Source organism: Pseudomonas sp. 5P_5.1_Bac1, assembly GCF_025466015.1.
In the GTDB taxonomy this organism is placed as follows: Bacteria; Pseudomonadota; Gammaproteobacteria; order Pseudomonadales; family Pseudomonadaceae; genus Aquipseudomonas.
This window is the reverse complement of record NZ_JANLNX010000040.1, coordinates 1-20,191: the sequence shown is the minus strand read 5'-3', so window position 1 is coordinate 20,191 and position 20,191 is coordinate 1. Positions and strand designations below refer to the sequence as shown.

Annotated in this window: 15 protein-coding genes; 10 read left to right on the top strand and 5 right to left on the bottom strand. The window is 63.4% G+C overall.

Annotated elements, in window-relative coordinates; genetic code table 11:
- The first annotated feature begins 200 nt into the window (after positions 1-200).
- The 3 genes from NTD82_RS08040 (at position 201) to NTD82_RS08030 (ending at position 4,794) form a co-directional block, all read left to right on the top strand.
- Complete coding sequence (locus NTD82_RS08040) at positions 201-3,356, top strand: transglycosylase domain-containing protein (RefSeq protein ID WP_262128323.1); 3,156 nt, start codon at positions 201-203, stop codon at positions 3,354-3,356.
- Positions 3,357-3,472: 116 nt separating this feature from the next.
- On the top strand, positions 3,473-4,030 hold the full coding sequence (locus NTD82_RS08035) for a PadR family transcriptional regulator (protein WP_095154865.1): 558 nt from the start codon (positions 3,473-3,475) through the stop codon (positions 4,028-4,030).
- Complete coding sequence (locus NTD82_RS08030) at positions 4,027-4,794, top strand: siderophore-interacting protein (RefSeq protein WP_262128320.1); 768 nt, start codon at positions 4,027-4,029, stop codon at positions 4,792-4,794. The genes NTD82_RS08035 and NTD82_RS08030 overlap by 4 nt, the downstream gene beginning before the upstream one ends.
- Positions 4,795-4,807: 13 nt before the next feature.
- On the opposite strand, the gene NTD82_RS08025 is transcribed toward NTD82_RS08030, so the two are convergent.
- Complete coding sequence (locus NTD82_RS08025; protein ID WP_262128319.1) at positions 4,808-5,458, bottom strand: Pr6Pr family membrane protein; 651 nt, start codon at positions 5,456-5,458, stop codon at positions 4,808-4,810.
- Between the two features lie 4 nt (positions 5,459-5,462).
- Positions 5,463-5,696: a VF530 family protein gene (locus tag NTD82_RS08020; protein WP_262128318.1), complete on the bottom strand. Its 234-nt coding sequence runs from the start codon at positions 5,694-5,696 to the stop codon at positions 5,463-5,465.
- A 182-nt stretch (positions 5,697-5,878) separates the two neighbouring features.
- Here NTD82_RS08020 and NTD82_RS08015 point away from each other — a divergent pair, with 182 nt between their 5' ends.
- From NTD82_RS08015 to NTD82_RS08005, 3 genes are all read left to right on the top strand, one after another.
- Complete coding sequence (locus tag NTD82_RS08015) at positions 5,879-7,936, top strand: TonB-dependent receptor (protein WP_262128317.1); 2,058 nt, start codon at positions 5,879-5,881, stop codon at positions 7,934-7,936.
- Positions 7,937-8,165: 229 nt separating this feature from the next.
- Positions 8,166-9,503 carry a carbohydrate porin gene (locus NTD82_RS08010; protein ID WP_262128316.1) on the top strand — a complete coding sequence of 446 codons (1,338 nt, stop codon included), beginning with the start codon at positions 8,166-8,168 and terminating at the stop codon, positions 9,501-9,503.
- A gap of 44 nt (positions 9,504-9,547) precedes the next feature.
- Positions 9,548-11,965 (top strand): glucose/quinate/shikimate family membrane-bound PQQ-dependent dehydrogenase, encoded by a 2,418-nt coding sequence (locus NTD82_RS08005; RefSeq protein ID WP_262128315.1) that lies wholly within the window; start codon positions 9,548-9,550, stop codon positions 11,963-11,965.
- A 60-nt stretch (positions 11,966-12,025) separates the two neighbouring features.
- On the opposite strand, the gene NTD82_RS08000 is transcribed toward NTD82_RS08005, so the two are convergent.
- Positions 12,026-12,475, bottom strand: a complete 450-nt coding sequence (locus tag NTD82_RS08000; protein WP_095154858.1) for a ubiquitin-conjugating enzyme family protein — start codon at positions 12,473-12,475, stop codon at positions 12,026-12,028.
- Between the two features lie 181 nt (positions 12,476-12,656).
- On the opposite strand from NTD82_RS08000, the gene lon reads away from it, so the two are divergent.
- Together lon and NTD82_RS07990 are read left to right on the top strand one after the other, a co-directional pair.
- A complete protein-coding gene (gene lon, locus NTD82_RS07995) occupies positions 12,657-15,080 on the top strand; it encodes an endopeptidase La (protein ID WP_262128313.1) in 2,424 nt (807 codons plus the stop codon).
- Between the two features lie 107 nt (positions 15,081-15,187).
- Positions 15,188-15,586: a protease inhibitor I42 family protein gene (locus NTD82_RS07990; RefSeq protein WP_095154856.1), complete on the top strand. Its 399-nt coding sequence runs from the start codon at positions 15,188-15,190 to the stop codon at positions 15,584-15,586.
- Here NTD82_RS07990 and NTD82_RS07985 read toward each other — a convergent pair.
- Both NTD82_RS07985 and NTD82_RS07980 read right to left on the bottom strand, forming a co-directional pair.
- Positions 15,583-16,593 (bottom strand): alpha-xenorhabdolysin family binary toxin subunit B, encoded by a 1,011-nt coding sequence (locus NTD82_RS07985; RefSeq protein ID WP_262128311.1) that lies wholly within the window; start codon positions 16,591-16,593, stop codon positions 15,583-15,585. The genes NTD82_RS07990 and NTD82_RS07985 overlap by 4 nt on opposite strands.
- A complete protein-coding gene (locus NTD82_RS07980; protein WP_095154854.1) occupies positions 16,590-17,801 on the bottom strand; it encodes an alpha-xenorhabdolysin family binary toxin subunit A in 1,212 nt (403 codons plus the stop codon). Before NTD82_RS07980 ends, NTD82_RS07985 begins: the two co-directional genes overlap by 4 nt.
- A 233-nt stretch (positions 17,802-18,034) precedes the next feature.
- Between NTD82_RS07980 and cmoA the strand changes: the two genes are divergently transcribed.
- Entirely contained in the window at positions 18,035-18,778 is a 744-nt protein-coding gene (gene cmoA, locus NTD82_RS07975) for a carboxy-S-adenosyl-L-methionine synthase CmoA (RefSeq protein ID WP_262128310.1), read from the top strand.
- Positions 18,775-19,731, top strand: a complete 957-nt coding sequence (gene cmoB, locus NTD82_RS07970) for a tRNA 5-methoxyuridine(34)/uridine 5-oxyacetic acid(34) synthase CmoB (protein ID WP_095154852.1) — start codon at positions 18,775-18,777, stop codon at positions 19,729-19,731. Before cmoA ends, cmoB begins: the two co-directional genes overlap by 4 nt.
- Positions 19,732-20,191 lie beyond the last annotated feature (460 nt).

Genomic DNA, 20,191 nt, shown 5'->3' with positions numbered 1-20,191 from the left:
TCACCACAAAGCGCGGATCGCTCATTGATTGCGGGAAGTTTGGCACCCAAATAGGGCGGCCAATATGACGTGCAAAACCTATGATTTCTGACTCGTTTTTAGGAATTAACTGACAGCTCTCAACAATTTTTTCACCGCCTCCGGTCAGCGTCTAAGCTTCAGGCAAGCAAGACGAAAAAGACAAAACCGGGCTTAAGACTATGGGCGCACAGTGGCACTCGGATCACGGAAATACCCTAGCCCCCGCAGAAAACACGGAAGAAACGCCATCGCCTCGCCGCTCCCGCCTACGCTATTTGTGGTGGTTGATCGCCCTGATCGTGCTGATCACGCTGGCGTTGCTGGGCTATGCCGCCACCAAGGAAATGCAGAGTTCGCGCCTGCAATCCCGCGAGTTCAGCAAGTTCGCCGCGACCCTGAGCTATTCGATGCACAAGGGCCCCACCGACGCCATGGTCTACCCCGGCGAAGGGCCGTTCGATAAGCGTCTGGGCTACAGCGCTCTCGGAGAATTCATTCCTCGCCTGCTGAAGCGGGACTACGTGGTGGTGGAGCAGACTCGCTTTTCTCCAGCACTGATGAACTACGTTGATCGCGGCTTTTTCGTACCCTACACCGAGAAAATTCAGGCCGGCCTGAGCATCACCGACTGCAAGGGCGATGTGCTCTATCAGTACCAGTACCCGCAACACCTTTATCCGGACTTCGCCTCTATTCCGCCGGTGATGGTGCACAGCTTGCTGTTCATCGAGAACCGAGACCTGCTCGATCCCAACGACCCCAACGGCAACCCGGCGGTGGACTGGCCGCGCTTCGCCAAAGCGGCCTACACCCAGATCGCCAAGTACCTCGCCCTGCCCGGCCAGTCGGCGGGCGGCAGCACCCTGGCCACCCAACTGGAGAAATACCGTCATTCGCCGGACGGCCTGACGGTGTCCGGCGGCGAGAAGATCCGCCAGATGATTTCCGCCAGCGTGCGCGCCTATCAGGACGGCCCGCAAACCCTCGAAGCGCGCCAGCGTATCGTCCGCGACTACCTCAACAGCGTGCCGCTTTCGGCGGTGCCGGGCCACGGTGAAGTGCACGGCATGGCCGAGGGCTTGCGCGTCTGGTACGGCGCCGACTTCGCCGAGGTCAACCGCCTGCTGGCCTCCTCCGCAACTGACCCGGAAACCCTCGCCGCACGTGGCCTGGCGCTGCGCCAGGTGCTGTCGCTGATGATTGCCCAGCGCCGCCCTTCACACTTTCTCGCCAAGGGCCGCAATGAACTGGCGGTGCTGACCGACAGCCATGTCCGCCTGCTGGCGGCGAACAACATCATCGACCAGCAGCTGGCCGACGCCGCCCTGGCGAGCAAGGCGATCTACCGCGACTGGGTCGCGCAGCCGACCATCGTGCCGATCGTCACCAACAAGGGCATCAGCGTCGCCCGCAGTCGTCTTTCGAGCATGCTCGCGCGGCCGCTGTACGACCTCGACCGCCTGGATCTGTCGGCCACCAGCACCCTGCAATCGGGCTTGCAGACCCAGGTCAGCGACTACCTGAAAAACCTCGCCGACCCGGCCTTCGCCGAAAAAATGGGGCTGTTCGGCGAACGCTTGCTGACCCCCACCAGCACCACCCAGGTGCGCTACAGCTTCACCCTGATGGAGCGCACCGCCGACGGTTCGCGGGTACGGGTACAGACCGACAGCACCGACCAGCCCTTCGACATCAACGAAGGCAGCAAGCTGGAGCTGGGCTCCACCGCCAAGTTGCGGGTGCTGACCAGTTACCTGGAAATCATCTCCGAACTGCACGACCGCTACGGCGGCCTGTCGGTGCCGGAACTGAAGAAAGTCGAAGTGACCGATGTCGACTTCATCACCCGCTGGGCCATCGACTACCTGATCCAGAACAAGGACCGCAACATCACCGCGATGCTCGATGCCGCGCTGGAGCGCAAGTATTCGGCCAGCCCCGGCGAGGCGTTCTTCACCGGTGGCGGCCTGCATGTGTTCAACAACTTCCGCAAGGAAGACAACGGTCGTATTCCGACGCTGAAAGACGCCCTGCGCGAGTCGATCAACCTGCCCTTCATCCGTCTGATGCGCGATCTGGTGCGCTACAGCACTTACCAGGCGCCGGGCAACAGTTCCGCGCTGCTCAAGGACGATGCCGAGCCGCGGCGTCAGGAATACCTGGCGCGCTTCGCCGACCGAGAAGGCACCGACTTCCTGCGTCGATTCTGGAAAAAGTACCAGCGCAAGACCTCGCAGGAACGCCTCGACACCTTCCTCGACGGCCTGCGGGCGACCCCGATTCGCCTGGCCGCCGTGCACCGCTACCTGTTCCCCGAAGCGGACCAGAGCACCTTCAACGCCTTCGTCCGTGCCCACATGAAAAAAGAAGGCCTGGTCAGCAAGCCACTGGCCGGCAAGAAAGATCCGCTGAGCGATGGGCGCCTCGAAGACCTGTACCTCGCCTACGGCCCCGGCAAGTACGACCTGCCTGACCAGGGCTTTATCGCCAAGTCCCACCCGCTGGACCTGTGGCTGGTCGGCTACCTGCTCAAGCACCCGGGCGCCAGCTTCCAGGAGGCGGTGCTGGCCAGCCATTTCGAACGCCAGGAAGTCTACGGCTGGCTGTTCAAGAGCAAACACAAGGGCGCCCGCGACAGCCGCATCCGCACCCTGGTGGAAGTCGAGGCATTCCTCGATATCCATGCGCGCTGGAAACGCGTCGGCTACCCGTTCGATCATCTGGTGCCTTCGCTGGCGACCGCCATCGGCAGCTCCGGCGACCGCCCGGCAGCGCTCGCCGAACTGGTCGGGATCATCCAGAACGATGGCGTGCGCCTGCCGGTGCTTCGCATCGACACGCTACATTTCGCCGCGGGCACCCCCTACGAAACCAGCCTGGCCGGTGACCCCGACCGCGGCGAACGGGTGCTTTCGGTGGAAGTCGCGCAGGCCCTGCGCGGGGCGATGTCGCAAGTGGTCGATGCCGGTACGGCGCGGCGTGTGTCCGGGGCGTTCAAGCTCGATGACGGCACCGTGCTAACCATGGGCGGCAAGACCGGCACCGGCGACAACCGCATCGAAAGCTTCGGCGCCGGTGGCCGGCTGATCGGCTCGCGTTCGCTGAACCGCACGGCGACCTTCGTGTTCTACCTGGGCGACAACCACTTCGGCACCCTCACCGCATTCGTGCCGGGCCGGGCGGCCGAAGCGTTCAAATTCACTTCGGCGCTGCCGGTGCAAGTGCTCAAGGGCATGGCGCCGATTCTTCTGCCATACCTGAAACCGGGCGGCAACACCCTCTGCGCGCCGCCGCTGATGGCTGAGCCAGGGTCGAGTGTTACCCAGGCAAATTGAGTTCTCCGTCGTCCTTTTAAGCCGCATGAGGCCTGACCAAACCAATCTCCCGCTTGCAATAAGATATATCTTGAGTAATATCTTGAGACATATCGTAAGCACACAGGAGAAACCTCATGCGCGATTTCCCTCACGGCCCTCGCGAATCCGAGGGCTTCGAACGCCGTCGCGAACGCGGCGACCGCGGCCCCCGGGTCTTCGCTCCGGGTGACCTGAAACTGCTGCTGTTGGCGATGCTCGCCGAGCAGCCCTGCCACGGCTACGACCTTATCCGCCAGATCGAAAGCCTGTTCGACGGCAACTACAGCCCGAGCCCGGGCGTGATCTACCCGACCCTGACCTTTCTCGAAGAAAGCGAACTGATCAGCGGCGAAATCGACGGCAGCAAAAAGCTCTACCGCGCCACCGACGCCGGGCGCCAATCCCTCGAAGATCAGGCCGTGGCGCTCGACGGCGTGCGCATGCGCATCGAAGTCAGCAAGCGCTCGCTGCGCGGGCATGACCGTCCGCCGGAGATCCACGAAGCCGTCCACAACCTGCGCCATGCCCTGCAGATGCACAGCGGGCGCTGGAACCCACAAGAAATCGAGCGGGTGCGCAACCTGCTCAACCAAACCGCGAAAGCCATCGTTGCCGGCCCGGCAACCTCCCCTTCCCAGGAGCCATCCGAATGACTGTGAGCGAAAACACCATCCACCGCGTCATGCACGAGATCAAACACCGCCAGTTGACCGTGCTGCGGGTCACCGACCTGACCCCGCGCATGCGCCGCATCACCCTTGGCGGCGCGCAACTGCAAGGCTTCATCAGCCTCGGCAGCGATGACCACGTCAAACTGCTGTTCGCCAACAACGCCGAAGAGCAGGCGGCCATGGACGCCGTCGACCTGCCCAAGGAAGGCGTGAAGCCGACCATGCGCGAATACACCCCGCGGCGCATCGACCTGGCCAACAACGAGCTGGACCTGGACTTCGTCCTCCACGGCGACGGCCCTGCCTCGACCTGGGCCGCCCAGGCCGCGCCCGGTCAGAAACTGAACATCGCCGGCCCGCGCGGCTCGCTGGTGGTGCCGGACATCTTCGACAGCTACCTGCTGGTGGGCGATGAAACCGCCATTCCGGCCATCGGTCGCCGCCTGGAAGAATTATCAGCCGGTCGCAAAGTGCTGGTGCTGGTTGAAATTGAAGACGCACAAGAACGCCAGCCGCTGCCGAGCAAGGCCGAGGTCGAGGTGATCTGGATCGAGCGGCACAAGCAGAATGTGCTGGATGTGTTGGCCGAGGTGAGCCTGCCGCCAGGCGAACTGTACGCCTGGGTGGCGCTGGAAAAAGGCCTGACCCGCAAGGCCAAGGCGCTGCTGCTGGAAGAAAAAGGCGTGTCGGAAGACCGCCTCAAGGCTGCCGCCTACTGGCGTCTGGACGGCACCGCCGACGAGTGACGGCGTAAGTCAATCAGGGCTGCGTCCTGGCTCGCGCCAGGCGCTTGCCCTGCCAGCGGTCCAGGCCAATGACACACACGCCGAGGACGATAAACGCGCCGAGCATCGTCAGCGCATTGCGCACTACCTGGGGGTAGCCCAAGGTCGCCACATCGATGAACGGGTACGGGTAAAACCCGACCCAATGGCCGCGCAACAGCGCGTAGCCGAAATACCCCAGCGGGTACAGCAGCCAAGCCGCCAGATGCCTGAGCCGCAACGTGCCCTTCTCCACCCGCAGCCACCAATACACCGCGAACAACGCCGGCATGACGTCGTGCAGCAAGCCGTCCGCCAGCCATTGCCAGCCCTCGGGCTGCCAGAGATGGCGCAGCAACAGGCTGTAGGCCACAGCGACGAAGACAATACTGACCAGCACGCCGGAACCTACCCACGGCGACAACCAGAATCGCCGCGCCGCCGACTCACGGCCGAACGCCGCCTGGGTCAGCACGGTCGCTACCAGCACATTACTCAGCACGGTGAAAAAACCGAAGAGATTGACCAGCCCGCCCAACAGGCTGGCCTGGTCCTGCCAGCGCGCCCACAGCACCAGGTACAACTGGATCGCCAGGCCGAACCAGCCGAGGCAGGCCGCCGCGCCGGTCCAGTGTCGCGCGGTCATCGCCTTACTGCCCGCGTTTGATATCGCGCAGCATCTTCAGGTAGAGGCTTTCGACTTTCTCACGGGCCCACGGCGTCTTGCGCAGGAAGGTCAGGCTCGACTTGATGCTCGGATCGCTCTTGAAGCAGCGCAGGTCGATGCGTTGCGCCAGCCCGTCCCATTGGTAGTGCGCGACCAGCGCGGTGAGGATGTTTTCCAGTGTCACGCCATGCAGCGGATTCTTGTCAGCGGCGCTCATGCCTGTCTCCAGCAAAACAAAGGTGCGCACCTTAGCCCAGGTGTCGGCGCGCGTCTGCCTCTTTCATCCGGATCGAGGCTTTCAGGAGTCTAGCTGGCGGGATGCGCCACGAGAGGGATTGCATTTTGATTTCACGGCAATGTTATAGTGTAACGATAAATGACCTCTGCCAAGGACCTTGCATGCGTTACCTCCCTCTCCCCCTTTCACCCCTTGCCGTCGCCCTCTGGCTTGCCAGCTCACCAAGCCAGGCGCTGGAATTGCAACCTCAGGTAGTCACTGCCAACCCGTTGGGCAACGCGCAACTGGCCACGCCGAGCAGCGTGCTGGAAGGTGACCAGTTGCTGCTGCAACAGAAAGGCAGCCTCGGTGAAACCCTCAACAACCAGCCCGGCGTGTCTTCCACCTGGTTCGGCCCAGGCGCCAGCCGGCCGATCATTCGCGGTCTGGACGGCGACCGCATTCGCCTGCTGCGCAACGGCGTCGGTGCGCTGGACGCTTCGGCGCTGTCCTACGACCACGCCGTTCCGCTGGACCCGGTGAATGTCGAGCGCGTGGAAATCGTCCGTGGCCCCGCCGCCCTGCTCTATGGCGGCAGCGCCATCGGCGGCGTGGTCAACACCTTCGACAACCGCATTCCCACCGAGGCCATCGAAGGCATCCACGGTGCCGGCGAGCTGCGCTACGGCGGCGCCGACACCACCCGCAGCGCCGCCGGCAAGCTGGAAGCCGGCGACGGTCGTTTCGCCCTACATCTGGACGCCAACAGCCGTCAGTTCAATGACCTGCGCATTCCCGGTTACGCGCAAAGCGCGAAGGTCCGCGATGCCGACGAACCCGGCAGCCGTCACCGTCTGGAAAACAGCGACGGTCGCCAGGACGGCGGCGCCATCGGCGGTTCCTACACCTGGGAGCACGGTTACACCGGCCTGTCCTACAGCCGCTATGATTCCAACTACGGCTCGGTGGCGGAACCCGGCGTGCGCTTGGCGATGGAGCAGGATCACTACGGCTTCGCCTCCGAGATCCGCGACCTAGACGGCCCATTCAGCTCACTGAAATTCGACCTCGGCTACACCGATTACCAACACCGCGAACTGGAAGAAGGCGAGGTTCACACCACCTTCAAGAACAAGGGTTACGAGGCCCGCGTCGAAGCCCGGCATCAGCCGCTGGGCCCGGTGGAAGGGGTGATCGGCGCGCAGGTCAGCCGCAACGAATTCTCGGCCTTGGGTGAAGAAGCCTTCGTCCCGCAAACCGATACCAACAGCGTCGCGCTGTTCCTGCTGGAACAGTGGCAAGCCACCGAGCGCCTCAACCTGAGCCTGGGCGGTCGCCTGGAACACACGCGGGTCGATCCCGACAGCAAAGGCAGCGAGCGCTTCGCCGAGGCCGACAGCGCCAGCAGCTTCACCGCCGCCAGCCTGTCTTCCGGCGCGGTGTACCGCTTGACGCCGGTCTGGTCGCTGGCCGCGAGCCTCGGCTACACCGAGCGCGCGCCGACCTTCTACGAGCTGTACGCCAACGGTGCCCACGTCGCCACCGGCAGCTACGAGGTGGGCGATCCGCACCTGTCGAAAGAGAAAGCCATCGCCAGCGACCTGGCCCTGCGTTTCGACAACGGCACGCACAAAGGCAGCGTCGGGGTGTTCTACAGCCACTTCAGCAACTACATCGGCCTGCTGGCCAGCGGCGAAATGCGCGAAGGCCATGACCACGGCGACGACGATCATGACCATGATGACCACGACCACGATCATGACCACGCAGGCGACGTGCCCGAGTACCTCTATCGCGGCGTGCGCGCGCGGTTCTATGGCATCGAGGCGCAGGACCGCTGGCAACTGCTGGAAAACCGCTACGGCAGCTTCGCCCTGGAACTCTCCGGCGACTACACCCGCGCGAAGAACCTCGACACCGGCGAAGACCTGCCGCGCATCGCCCCGCTGCGCCTGAACAGCGGCCTGCTGTGGAACCTCGACCGCTGGCAGGCGCGGATCGACGTGCAACACGCCGCCTCGCAGCACCGCAAGCCGGCCAACGAAACCAGCACCGATGGCTACACCACTCTTGGGGCGAGCCTCGGCTACCGCTTCAATGTCGGTGAAAGCGAGTGGCTGGCGTTCGTCCGCGGCGAGAACCTGACGGACCAGACGGTGCGCTATGCCAGCTCGATCCTGCGGGATATCGCGCCGGCGGCCGGACGCAGTGTCGAGGTCGGTTTGCGTACAACGTTCTGATCGTTTGCGGCCTTCGCGACGCTTCGTCGCGAAGGCCTGCAAGCAGGATTGTTACCAATCCCACAACACTCCATCGCTAGGCTCCGCCTTTCCAATCCCCGCGATCCTCTATATTCTCCCGCCCCAAGCTGAAACGCTTAATCCACCAAAATCACTACACAATCCTGGCGATCCTCCACCCGCCGGGACATTTGCCGTTTTTTCAACACTCAAAAGATAGCGCTATCTCATGCCTCGCTTCCCTGCTCCCCGCCTCTTTGCCGCGCCGCTGCTGTGCGCTTTCGCCGGTGCCGCCCACGGCGCTTCGCTGTTCGATACCGACTCGCCGTGGATGCTCGGCGACTGGAACGGCAGCCGCACCGAACTGGCCGAACGCGGCTACGACTTCAGCCTCACCTACACCGGGGAAATGGGCAGCAACCTGCGCGGCGGTCATGACCACGACCGCACCGCCCGCTACAGCGACCAGTTCGGCTTCGGCAGCCATCTGGACCTGGAGAAGATCCTCGGATGGCACGATGCCGAGTTCCAGTTGACCGTCACCGAGCGCCACGGCAACAACATCAGCAACGACCGTATCAACGACCCGCGCGTCGGCGGCTTCACCTCGGCCCAGGAAGTCTGGGGCCGCGGCCAGACCTGGCGGCTGACGCAGATGTGGGTCAAACAGAAGTACTTCGACGGCGCGCTGGACGTGAAAGTGGGCCGCTTCGGCGAAGGCGAGGACTTCAACAGCTTCCCTTGCGACTTCCAGAACCTGGCCTTCTGCGGCTCACAGGTCGGCAACTGGGTCGGCGACAGTTGGTACAACTGGCCGGTCAGCCAGTGGGCGGCGCGGGTGCGCTACAACCTGACACCCGAGCTGTACGCCCAAATCGGCGCCTTCGAGCAGAACCCTTCCAACCTCGACCGGCAGAACGGGTTCAAGCTCAGCGGCAGCGGTACCCAAGGCGCGATGTTTCCGCTTGAACTGGTCTGGAGCCCGGCAGTCAGAGGCCTCAAAGGGGAATATCGCGCCGGCTACTACTACAGTAATGCCAAGGCAAACGATGTTTACCGCGACGACGACGATCACGCTGCGGCAATGAGTGGCCAGGCCTACGCCCGTCATGCGGGCAAGCACGGATTCTGGCTGGGGGCGCAGCAGCAGGTGACGTCGCTGGCAAGCGACCATTCCCGTGGCCTGAGCGTTTTCGCCAATGCCACGCTGCACGATAAGAAGACCAATGCCATCGACAACTATGTTCAGGCAGGTGTGGTGTACAAGGGGCCGTTCGATGCCCGCGCCAAGGACGACATCGGCTTCGCCCTGGCCCGCGTGCACGTCAATCCCGCCTACCGCAAGAACGCCGAGACGCGCAATGCCGTCGCCGGCGTCGACACCTACGACGACTCCACTTTCCTGCCGGTCCAGGACACCGAATACAGCGCCGAGCTGTATTACGGCATTCACCTGGCCGACTGGCTCACCGTGCGCCCGAACCTGCAGTACATCCGCCATCCGGGCGGCGTCAGCGAGGTGGACGACGCGCTGATTGGTGGCCTGAAGATCCAGAGCAGCTTTTAACCGGCCCCCGGGCCTGACGTTTTCAACATGATGGAGAACTGACGATGAGCACTGAGGGTGCCCTGAGTAGAACCCGCTGGTTACCGAGACTGCTCGGCGTGCTGCTGTTGCTGATGGGCATGGCCCTGGTGGCCGGCGGTATCAAGCTGATGCAGCTCGATGGTTCGCTGTATTACCTGATTGCCGGGATCGGCTTCGCCGTGTCCGGTGTCATGCTGCTGGCGCTGCGCAAGCATGCCCTGGGCCTGTATGGCCTGGTGCTGCTGGGCAGCACCGCCTGGGCACTGTGGGAAGTCGGCCTGGACTGGTGGCAACTGGTGCCGCGCCTGGCCCTGTGGTTCGCCATCGGCGTGGTTTTGCTGCTGCCGTGGGCGCGGCGTCCGCTGCGTGGCCTGGCCGGTCAGCCGGCGCGCATCAACGTTGCCCTGCTGAGCCTGGCAGTGGTGGCCTCCGGCGCCACCGCCATCGCCAGCCAGTTCACCTACCCCGGCGAAATCAAGGGTGAACTGGGTCGCGACACCACCACCCTCGGCAGCACCGCCCCGGACATGCCCGACGGCGACTGGCAGGCCTATGGCCGCACCGAGTTCGGCGACCGCTACTCGCCACTGCGCCAGATCACTCCGACCAACATCTATCAGTTGGAAGAAGCCTGGCGCATCCGCACCGGCGACATGCCCACCGACAACGATCCGGTCGAGCTGACCAACCAGAACACCCCGCTGAAGGTCAACGGCATGCTCTACGCCTGCACCGCCCACAGCAAGGTGCTGGCCCTGAACCCCGACACCGGCGCGGAAATCTGGCGCTTCGACCCGCAGATCAAGAGCCCGTCCGGCTTCAAGGGCTTCGCCCACATGACCTGCCGCGGCGTCTCCTACTACGACGAAAACGGCTACGTGAACGCCGACGGCAGCCCGGCGCCGAAAATCTCCGAGGCCGGCCAGGCCGTGGCCCGCGCCTGCCCGCGTCGCCTTTACCTGCCCACCGCCGACGCGCGCCTGATCGCGCTCAACGCCGACAACGGCAAAGTCTGCGAAGGCTTCGGCAACCAGGGCGTGATCGACCTGACCCAAGGCATCGGCCCGTTCACCGCCGGCGGCTACTACTCCACCTCGCCCGCCGCCATCACCCGCGGCCTGGTGATTATCGGCGGCCACGTCACCGACAACGAATCGACCAACGAGCCGTCCGGCGTGATCCGCGCCTACGACGTTCACGACGGTCGCCTGGTGTGGAACTGGGACAGCAACAACCCTGACCAGACCGCGCCGCTCGCCCCCGGCAAGACCTACAGCCGCAACTCGGCGAACATGTGGTCGCTGGCCAGCGTCGACGAGAAACTCGGCATGGTCTACCTGCCGCTGGGCAACCAGACGCCGGACCAGTGGGGCGCCGACCGCACCCCGGGCGCGGAAAAATTCAGCGCCGGCATCGTCGCCCTCGACCTGGCCACCGGCAAGGTGCGCTGGAACTACCAGTTCACCCACCACGACCTGTGGGACATGGACGTCGGCAGCCAACCGACCCTGCTCAACCTGAAGACCGCCGACGGCATCAAGCCGGCGCTGATCGCCCCGACCAAACAGGGCAGCCTGTACGTCCTCGACCGTCGCGACGGCAGCGCCATCGTGCCGATCCGCGAGATCCCGGCACCGCAAGGCGCGGTCGAAGGCGACCACACCGCGCCGACCCAGGCGCGCTCGGACCTCAACCTGCTCGGCCCGGACCTGACCGAGCAGGCCATGTGGGGCGCCAGCCCGTTCGACCAGATGCTCTGCCGCATCCAGTTCCGCCAGTTGCGCTACGAAGGCCAGTACACCCCGCCGTCGGAGCAGGGTTCGCTGGTCTATCCGGGTAACGTCGGCGTGTTCAACTGGGGCAGCGTGTCGGTGGACCCGGTTCGGCAGATCCTGTTCACCAGCCCGAACTACATGGCCTTCGTCTCGAAGATGGTGCCGCGTGCCGCGGTGGCCGAAGGCAGCAAGCGCGAGAGCGAAACCAGCGGCGTGCAACCGAATACCGGCGCGCCGTACGCGGTGATCATGCACCCGTTCATGTCGCCACTGGGCGTGCCGTGCCAGGCCCCGGCCTGGGGCTATGTGGCCGGTATCGACCTGCTCAGCAACAAAGTGGTGTGGAAACACAAGAACGGCACCAGCCGCGACAGCTCGCCGATCCCGATCGGCCTGCCGATCGGCGTACCGAGCATGGGCGGCTCCATCGTCACCGCCAGCGGCCTCGGCTTCCTCAGCGGCACCCTGGACCAGTACCTGCGCGCCTATGACGTCAACACCGGCAAGGAACTGTGGAAATCCCGCCTGCCGGCGGGCGGCCAGGCGACCCCGATGACCTACACCGGCAAGGACGGCAAGCAGTACGTGCTGGTCACCGCAGGTGGTCACGGTTCGCTGGGTACCAAGATGGGCGATTACATCATCGCTTACAAATTGCCGAACTGAGTGCGGCTGAGGCCCTATCGCCGGCTTGCCGGCGATAGGGCCCTCAAAACCACCGCAAACCTACATGGCAAACTTCCGCGTCCACTCCCGCGCCTTCCGGTCGAACTCAACCCGCATCCGCTGATACTCAAGCGCCGCTTCCAGCTGCAACGCCCCCCGCGGATCCGGATCGACCAGCAACGCACTGACGCTCAACATCACCTTCGCCAGGGTCAGCGCCGGGGTCCAGTTTTCGTCCAGGATATCCAGCCCGACCTCGCCGTCCTCCCCGATATTGGGATGCCACACGGGCGTCTTGAAGCGCAACTTCGGCGGATGATTGGGGTAATCCGGCGGAAACTGCACATCGAGAAAAAACACCCCGCCTTCATACGGGCTGCCCGACGGTCCCATCAACGTCGCCTGCCAATGAAACGGGTCGTCCCCAACCGGCCCCGCGCTGCAATTGGCCGGTGGATCCTTGCTGAAATCATGTAGTTCGCGGTTGATGCGCTTGAGTGCAACGTCCATCGCCTTACCTCCCTATCCAGTGGTTAACCGACAAACCGTCACAGTAGCATTTGGCAATCACTGCACTAAGCTTCGATCGGCATCGACCGTCCGGTCAGACTCTCCGACAAAATCCGTCAGGCATTGAAACCACCCACCTACCGCCCCATCTAAGCACCATAGTCATTCACGCAGGTGCCCCATGAGCGACCAGCAGGATCTACCGGAACACCCAGACGAATACGCCGAAGTCGAACATCTCGAAGATCACGATCCCACCGGCCGGACCCTGGCATTGCCCGGCCAACAGTTGCCGGACAAGGTCTACGTCATCCCGATTCACAACCGCCCGTTCTTCCCCGCGCAGGTGCTGCCGGTGATCGTCAACGAAGAACCGTGGGCGGAAACCCTGGACCTGGTGGCGAAAACCCCGCACCACTCTCTGGCGCTGTTCTTCATGGACACGCCGGTCGAAGACCACCGTCATTTCGACACCTCGGCCCTGCCGCTGTACGGCACGCTGGTCAAGGTGCACCACGCCAGCCGCGAGAACGGCAAGCTGCAGTTCGTCGCCCAGGGCCTGACCCGGGTGCGCATCCGCACCTGGCTCAAACACCACCGTCCGCCATACCTGGTGGAAGTCGAATACCCGCACCAGCCCGCCGATCCCACCGACGAGGTGAAGGCCTACGGCATGGCGCTGATCAACGCGATCAAGGAGCTGCTGCCGCTCAACCCGCTGTACAGCGAAGAGCTGAAGAACTACCTCAACCGCTTCAGCCCCAACGATCCATCGCCGCTGACCGACTTCGCCGCAGCCCTGACCTCAGCCACCGGGGTGCAGTTGCAGGAAGTCCTCGACTGCGTGCCGATGCTCAAGCGCATGGAAAAAGTCCTGCCGATGCTGCGCAAGGAAGTCGAAGTCGCGCGGTTGCAGAACGAGATTTCCGCCGAGGTGAACCGGCAGATCGGCGAGCACCAGCGCGAGTTCTTCCTCAAGGAACAGCTCAAGGTCATCCAGCAAGAGCTGGGCCTGACCAAGGATGACCGCAGCGCCGACCTCGAACAGTTCAAGCAGCGCCTGGAAGGCAAGACCCTGCCGCCCGCCGCGAAGAAACGCATCGACGAAGAAATGGGCAAGCTGGCGATCCTCGAAACCGGCTCGCCCGAATACGCCGTCACCCGCAACTATCTGGAATGGGCGACCGCCCTGCCGTGGGGCGTGTACGGCACCGACAAGCTCAGCCTCAAGCACGCGCGCAAAGTGCTCGACCAGCACCACGCCGGGCTGGACGACATCAAGGAACGCATCCTCGAATTCCTCGCCGTGGGCGCCTACAAAGGCGAGATCAGCGGTTCCATCGTGTTGCTGGTGGGCCCGCCGGGCGTGGGCAAGACCAGCATCGGCAAGTCCATCGCCGAATCCCTCGGCCGGCCGTTCTACCGTTTCAGCGTCGGCGGCATGCGTGACGAGGCCGAGATCAAGGGCCATCGCCGCACCTACATCGGCGCCCAACCGGGCAAGCTGGTGCAGGCGCTGAAGGACGTGGAAGTGATGAACCCGGTGATCATGCTCGACGAGATCGACAAGATGGGCCAGAGCTACCAGGGCGACCCGGCCTCGGCACTGCTGGAAACCCTCGACCCGGAGCAGAACGTCGACTTCCTCGACCACTACCTCGACCTGCGCCTGGACCTGTCCAAAGTGCTGTTCGTCTGCACCGCCAACACCCTCGATTCGATCCCCGGTCCGTTGCTCGACCGTATGGAAGTGATCCGCCTGTCGGGCTACATCACCGAGGAAAAACTGGCCATCGCCAAGCGCCACCTGTGGCCCAAGCAGTTGCAGAAAGCCGGTGTGGCCAAGACCAGCCTGAGCATCAGCGACGCGGCCTTGCGCTTGGTGATCGAGGGCTATGCCCGCGAAGCCGGGGTGCGGCAACTGGAGAAACAACTGGGCAAACTGGTGCGCAAGGCCGTGGTCCGCCTGCTCGACGAACCGGACGCCGTCATCAAGATCGGCCCGAAAGACCTCGAGGCGGCGCTGGGCATGCCGGTGTTCCGCAGCGAACAGGTGCTGGCCGGCAAAGGGGTGATCACCGGCCTGGCCTGGACCAGCATGGGCGGCGCCACCCTGCCGATCGAAGCGACCCGCATCCACACGTTGAATCGCGGCTTCAAGCTCACCGGGCAACTGGGTGACGTGATGAAGGAGTCCGCAGAAATCGCCTACAGCTACGTCAGTTCGCACCTGAAGCAGTTCGGCGGTGATCCGACCTTCTTCAACGAAGCCTTCGTCCACCTGCATGTGCCGGAAGGTGCCACGCCGAAGGACGGCCCGAGCGCCGGTATCACCATGGCCACCGCCCTGCTCTCACTGGCCCGCGACCAGTCGCCGAAGAAAGGCGTGGCGATGACCGGCGAGATGACGCTGACCGGGCATGTGTTGCCGATTGGCGGGGTGCGGGAGAAAGTCATTGCGGCGCGGCGGCAGAAGATCTTCGAACTGATCCTGCCGGAAGCCAACCGCGGCGACTTCCTGGAGCTGCCGGACTACCTCAAGCAGGGGCTGACCGTGCATTTCGCCAAGCGTTTCGGCGATGTGGCGAAGGTGATGTTCGCCTGATGGTTACCTTGGGGAGCGGGTACGCCCGCTCCCACAGCACCAGTAGAACCTGAACCTCCATCCGGTTTAAGCTCCGAGCCCATACCCACTCGCGCTCCGGAGCGATCATGACTATCCGCCGTACCGCCCTGCTGTTGGGCGTGAGCCTGCTGGCCGCCTGCTCGCGCGATGCCGTGCAGCCCGAAACCCTTATCGTCGAAAGCCAAAGCCAGTGCCCGATCAACCTGAGCGTTGGCCAGGCCCTGACCCTCAGCCTCCCGAGCAATCCCAGCACCGGCTACCGCTGGCTGCTGCAGAATCCCGCCAACAGCGTACTCACCGCCCTCGGCCCCGAGGTCTACAGCAGCGCCGACACCGACGGCATGGTCGGCAGCGCCGGCCAATCCACCTGGCGCTTCCGCGCCCGCACCGCCGGCAGCGGCCACCTGCTGCTGGTTTACCAGCAACCCTGGGCCCCCGAGGTCAAGCCCGAGCGGACCTTCGACTGCCAGGTTTCGGTACGCTAGACCGCTTCATAAAGGCGGCGTACGGCCAGCAAGTACCGCGTCATCGCCGCCAACCTGTCCGCCAGGTCCGCCAGGCTGGTCTGCTGCTTCATCACCGCGACCTGCATGGCCCAACTGCGCGTCAGCACCCGCCCTTGCTCCAGCCATTGACTGCGCAGATCGCTCAACACTGTCACGTTGGGCAACTGCCCGAGTTCACGCTCCAGCCCCGCCTGTTTCGCGTCCCAATCGAACAGTTCCCTGCGGATGGCATCGCGTTCGCTCACCAGCCGGTTCCGCGCGCGGGTCAGGTCGAGCAGTTTTCGCCCTTCCATGACGCCCGACAGATTGTCCACGAACCTCTTCGACGCACTTATCAACAGGTCGGAACTCACCCCCTTGCCGGCAAGCGCCTTGGTCACCTGCTCTACCTCCTGTTCCGTAGGAATCAAGCCCTTGAACACTTTGGATACGCTCGGCGCATCGAAGGCGTCGATCACCAACGTCGTGTCGGCAATCCGCGCATCCAGGCTACTCATACGCCCTCGCTCGCTGGCGATGAGCTTCAGCAGGTTATCGCGCTGTTCGATGAGGCTGGCGGAACGCTGCCCCGTCGCCGGTAGCCTGAGCGCTTCCAGTGCGCGCAACTGCTCCTCGATCTCCAGCTCCTTGCTCTCCAGGCGCTCAACATCGCGCTGCGCATCCTGTTCCAGGTCCCGCTCGCGATTGCGCACAGCCATGTCTCGCTGCTCACCCTGAGCCGGCAGGCGGCGGGCCGCCTCCAGGGATGTGCACAGGTCGTCCCACATATGATTGCGCAGCAGGACCAACGTACTCAGTACCTGATCGTTGAGCATCCGGTCGGTTTTCAGTACCGCACTGGCAAGGTTCTGCGCGCTTTCAACGAACACGGGCAACAGCCCCTGAGTGTCGTTGTAGATAACCTCCAGAATCCGCTCTCTCAAGACGGTCATTTTCGCCACTGCGGGAAGCGGGTAGTCATCCACGGCTGTCATGGGATTGTTCATCGAAGGGCTCCTTTGCGGCTGATTTCATCCAGCGTTTCGTTGAAGATCCGCGACAGTTGCGCGGAGAGGCCGCGAATGCTTTCCCACGGCCGCACAACACGCTCGAAGCGGTGGATGAACGTCGCCAGCTTGATGTCGGTATCGATCCGGCGCATTTCCTCCTCCGACTCCTCGACGTACACGCCCAGCATGCTCCAGACATCCTCGAGGTTCTTCGCGGCCGTCTGCACCTCGGTCAGGCGAAACTTCAGGTCGGCGATCTGCAACGAGGTCTTTTCGAAGCTCCCGATCATCGGGCTGATGGCAGCGATTTTCTGTGCCAACGCATCCCGGCGGCATATCAACTCGTTTTTTTCGGCGCGGACTTGCTCGGCCTGCGCGCCATAAATACCGCCAGTAATCGCCACCCCGATCAAGCCGAATGCCAGCCCGGAAAACGCATAGCCCACCAGCGCCTGATACTCGGCACTCTTCTGCGCAATCAAGCCATCCATGGGCTCGATTTCCGCACGCAGCGTACTGATTATTTTCTCGGCCTCGACATTGTTGAGCCGTTGCATCAACCAATCGATTTCCGGGCGCAACTGCTTCACGACCGCATCGGTGAACCAGATTGCCCGCTCCTTGATCGTCGCAATGTCCTGCTTGGCCTCGTCGATGTCTTCCCTGATGAACGAAAGGTAGACCCCGACATTGACGATCTGCGCCTGATCCTTGCTGTCCAGCACCCGGTACGGCAGGTGCTGGAGCGTGACGTCATCCATCACGTCAACCAGGCGCTCACTGAGCCGGCCATAGGCAGCCGTGCTTTTCAGCGCGGAGAGCAGGTGGTCGCCCTGTGCGAGGAACTCTTTGGCGAATTGTTCAAGCTGGGTGCCCAGGCGCTTGGACTCACGCTCGATGATGTCCCACGCCTCGGCATGCTTGCGCAGGCTGGCGTAGTGCCTGAGAACGAGATTGGCATCGAGCCCCAGCAGCGCGAAGTTGTGGCCTTCGCTGATTTCGTCAGCACTTTTCGGCAAGCGATAGACGTACTCCACATATCGCTTGATGGATCTCAGGTTGTCGGCGGTAAAAATCAGCGCCGGTTGCATCCTGTTTTTTTCAGTACGTCTGGAAATGACATCGAAATACTGCTTCGGAACGAACTCGGCTCGCTGCTGGCTATCCAGCGCCTGCAGCGACTCATTCTGTTCATGAATGATCATTGGTGTGTCCTCATCAAGAAGTCCTTCCCGGACCTGATTGCTGTCATGGACGACATGACAGGAGGACTACCCTAAGGACCTGCTCGCGGTATGGGAGCCGCCGGGTTCCGTCCTGAAGGGCGGAAACATCCTGTAGAAGCGGCTGAAGACGGGCGCTGGTCCGGTAACTCATAGGCATCCCTTCCCCACTTGGCTAGAATGTCGCCCCGTTTCGACCATCCCGTGTACATACCGTGAGCCAAGAACCCGACCGTCTATTCTCCGCAGCGCTGGATCAGGTGCCCGACTTCACCTTCAACGAAGATGTCGTGCGGGTCTTCCCCGACATGATCAAGCGCTCGGTGCCCGGCTACCCGACCATCGTCGAGAACATCGGCGTCCTCGCTGCGCAGTTCGCCCGCCCGGACACCCTGCTCTATGACCTCGGCAGCTCCCTCGGCGCCGTCACCCAGGCGCTACGCCGGCATGTGCGCAGCGAAGGTTGCCGGGTACTGGCGGTGGACAACTCGCCAGCCATGGTCGAGCGCTGCACCGAGTACCTCAAGGCGCAGGACGCCATGTACCAGGAGTTGCTGCCGGTACAGGTGATCGAGGCCGACATCACCGCCCTTGAGCTGCAACCGGCGTCGGTGGTGGCGATGAACTTCACTCTTCAGTTCGTCGAACCGGCCGCGCGCCTGGCTCTGCTCGGCAAGATCCGCCAGGCCCTGGTGCCGGGCGGTGCGCTGATCCTCTCGGAAAAACTGCGCTTCGAAGACGCCGGGGAGCACGCGCTGCTCACCGACCTGCATATCGCCTTCAAGCGCGCCAATGGCTACAGCGAACTGGAAATTGCCCAGAAACGCAGCGCCATCGAAAACGTGATGAAACCCGACAGCCTCGAAGAACACCGCGAACGCCTATTGGCAGCGGGCTTCTCCAAGGTGGTGCCGTGGTTCCAGTGCCTGAACTTCGCCTCTCTGATTGCCTTGCCATGATCGATCTTTCTCCCCTCGTCCGCCGCCTGGCGGGCACGCCCCTGGCGCAATGGTCCCAGGGCCTGCAAGCGCAACTCGACAGCAAACTGGAAAAAGGCCATGGCGACCTGGAGCGCTGGCAAAGCGCGCTGGATGCCCTGCCGGCCCTGACCCCGCGCGACGTTGATCTGGTCAATGGCCTGCGCCTGGACTTCGACTGCGACGACGCCACCCGCGAACAGGCACGCAGTGCCCTGATGGGCCTGTCGCCGTGGCGCAAGGGTCCGTTCGACCTGTTCGGCGTGCACGTCGATACCGAATGGCGCTCCGACTGGAAATGGTCGCGGGTGTCGCCGCACCTCGATCTGCGCGGCAAGCGCGTACTGGATGTCGGCTGCGGCAATGGCTACTACCAGTGGCGCATGCTCGGCGCCGGCGCCGACAGCGTGATCGGCGTCGACCCCAACTGGCTGTTCTTCTGCCAGTTCCAGGCGGTGCAGCGCTACCTGCCGGAACTGCCGGCCTGGCACCTGCCGTTCGCCCTAGAAGACCTGCCCGCAGCACTGGAAGGCTTCGACACCGTGTTCTCCATGGGCGTGTTCTACCATCGCCGTTCGCCCATCGAGCACCTGCTGGCACTCAAGGATTGCCTGGTCAAGGGCGGCGAACTGGTGCTGGAAACCCTGGTGATCGAAGGCGATGAAAACCAGGTGCTGGTGCCGGAAGACCGCTACGCGCAAATGCGTAACGTCTGGTATTTGCCGTCGGTACCCGCGCTGGAACGCTGGCTGCGCCGCGCCGGATTCCAGGATGTGCGCTGCGTGGATGTCAGCGTCACTAGCGTAGAAGAACAGCGCAGCACCGACTGGATGCGCTATCAGTCGCTCAGCGACTTCCTCGACCCGAACGACCACAGCCTGACCATCGAAGGCCTGCCAGCGCCACGGCGGGCGGTGTTGGTGGCGCGCAAGTAAAGGTTTGTTTTCCAGACCAGCACAAAAAAGGGTTCTTCACGGAATACTGGGGAACCTTGGGCTTCGGTGCTCTGGGCTTATCCATTCCATGTGGCGCGGCTGCCGGCCCCTTTCGCCTCTACGGCGAGTCCATTTTGTCTTGGCAAAATAGACGAAAACCGCTGGCTCCTGCATCCGGCCCTACGCTGCGCTCCGGGTCCCCTCCCTCCGGTGCCTTCCGGGGGCCACGCGGCCTACGACTTGCTTCGCACGTCTTCACCTCGCGTCTTCGGCTACGCCGAAGGGTGCTACGCACCTGCCCCCTACAGACACCTCCGCTCGGCCTTCTGACGTCGCAATCTGTGGCGTCTGAACTTGCGCGCATCAAGAGCAACAGCAAAAGCAAAAGCAAATCAGTGGCCCACAAAAACTGCTCACACCGCGCCCCCTGTGGGAGCCGGCTTGCCGGCGATAGCGTCCG

Excerpts from the sequence above, each read along its gene's own strand:
- NTD82_RS07985 (WP_262128311.1), bottom strand. The coding sequence starts at position 16,593 with ATGAACAATCCCATGACAGCCGTGGATGACTACCCGCTTCCCGCAGTG.
- NTD82_RS08040 (WP_262128323.1), top strand. The coding sequence starts at position 201 with ATGGGCGCACAGTGGCACTCGGATCACGGAAATACCCTAGCCCCCGCA.
- NTD82_RS07980 (WP_095154854.1), bottom strand. The coding sequence starts at position 17,801 with ATGATCATTCATGAACAGAATGAGTCGCTGCAGGCGCTGGATAGCCAG.
- NTD82_RS08020 (WP_262128318.1), bottom strand. The coding sequence starts at position 5,696 with ATGAGCGCCGCTGACAAGAATCCGCTGCATGGCGTGACACTGGAAAAC.
- NTD82_RS08030 (WP_262128320.1), top strand. The coding sequence starts at position 4,027 with ATGACTGTGAGCGAAAACACCATCCACCGCGTCATGCACGAGATCAAA.
- NTD82_RS07990 (WP_095154856.1), top strand. The coding sequence starts at position 15,188 with ATGACTATCCGCCGTACCGCCCTGCTGTTGGGCGTGAGCCTGCTGGCC.
- NTD82_RS08035 (WP_095154865.1), top strand. The coding sequence starts at position 3,473 with ATGCGCGATTTCCCTCACGGCCCTCGCGAATCCGAGGGCTTCGAACGC.
- cmoB (WP_095154852.1), top strand. The coding sequence starts at position 18,775 with ATGATCGATCTTTCTCCCCTCGTCCGCCGCCTGGCGGGCACGCCCCTG.
- NTD82_RS08005 (WP_262128315.1), top strand. The coding sequence starts at position 9,548 with ATGAGCACTGAGGGTGCCCTGAGTAGAACCCGCTGGTTACCGAGACTG.
- NTD82_RS08025 (WP_262128319.1), bottom strand. The coding sequence starts at position 5,458 with ATGACCGCGCGACACTGGACCGGCGCGGCGGCCTGCCTCGGCTGGTTC.
- NTD82_RS08015 (WP_262128317.1), top strand. The coding sequence starts at position 5,879 with ATGCGTTACCTCCCTCTCCCCCTTTCACCCCTTGCCGTCGCCCTCTGG.
- NTD82_RS08010 (WP_262128316.1), top strand. The coding sequence starts at position 8,166 with ATGCCTCGCTTCCCTGCTCCCCGCCTCTTTGCCGCGCCGCTGCTGTGC.
- NTD82_RS08000 (WP_095154858.1), bottom strand. The coding sequence starts at position 12,475 with ATGGACGTTGCACTCAAGCGCATCAACCGCGAACTACATGATTTCAGC.
- lon (WP_262128313.1), top strand. The coding sequence starts at position 12,657 with ATGAGCGACCAGCAGGATCTACCGGAACACCCAGACGAATACGCCGAA.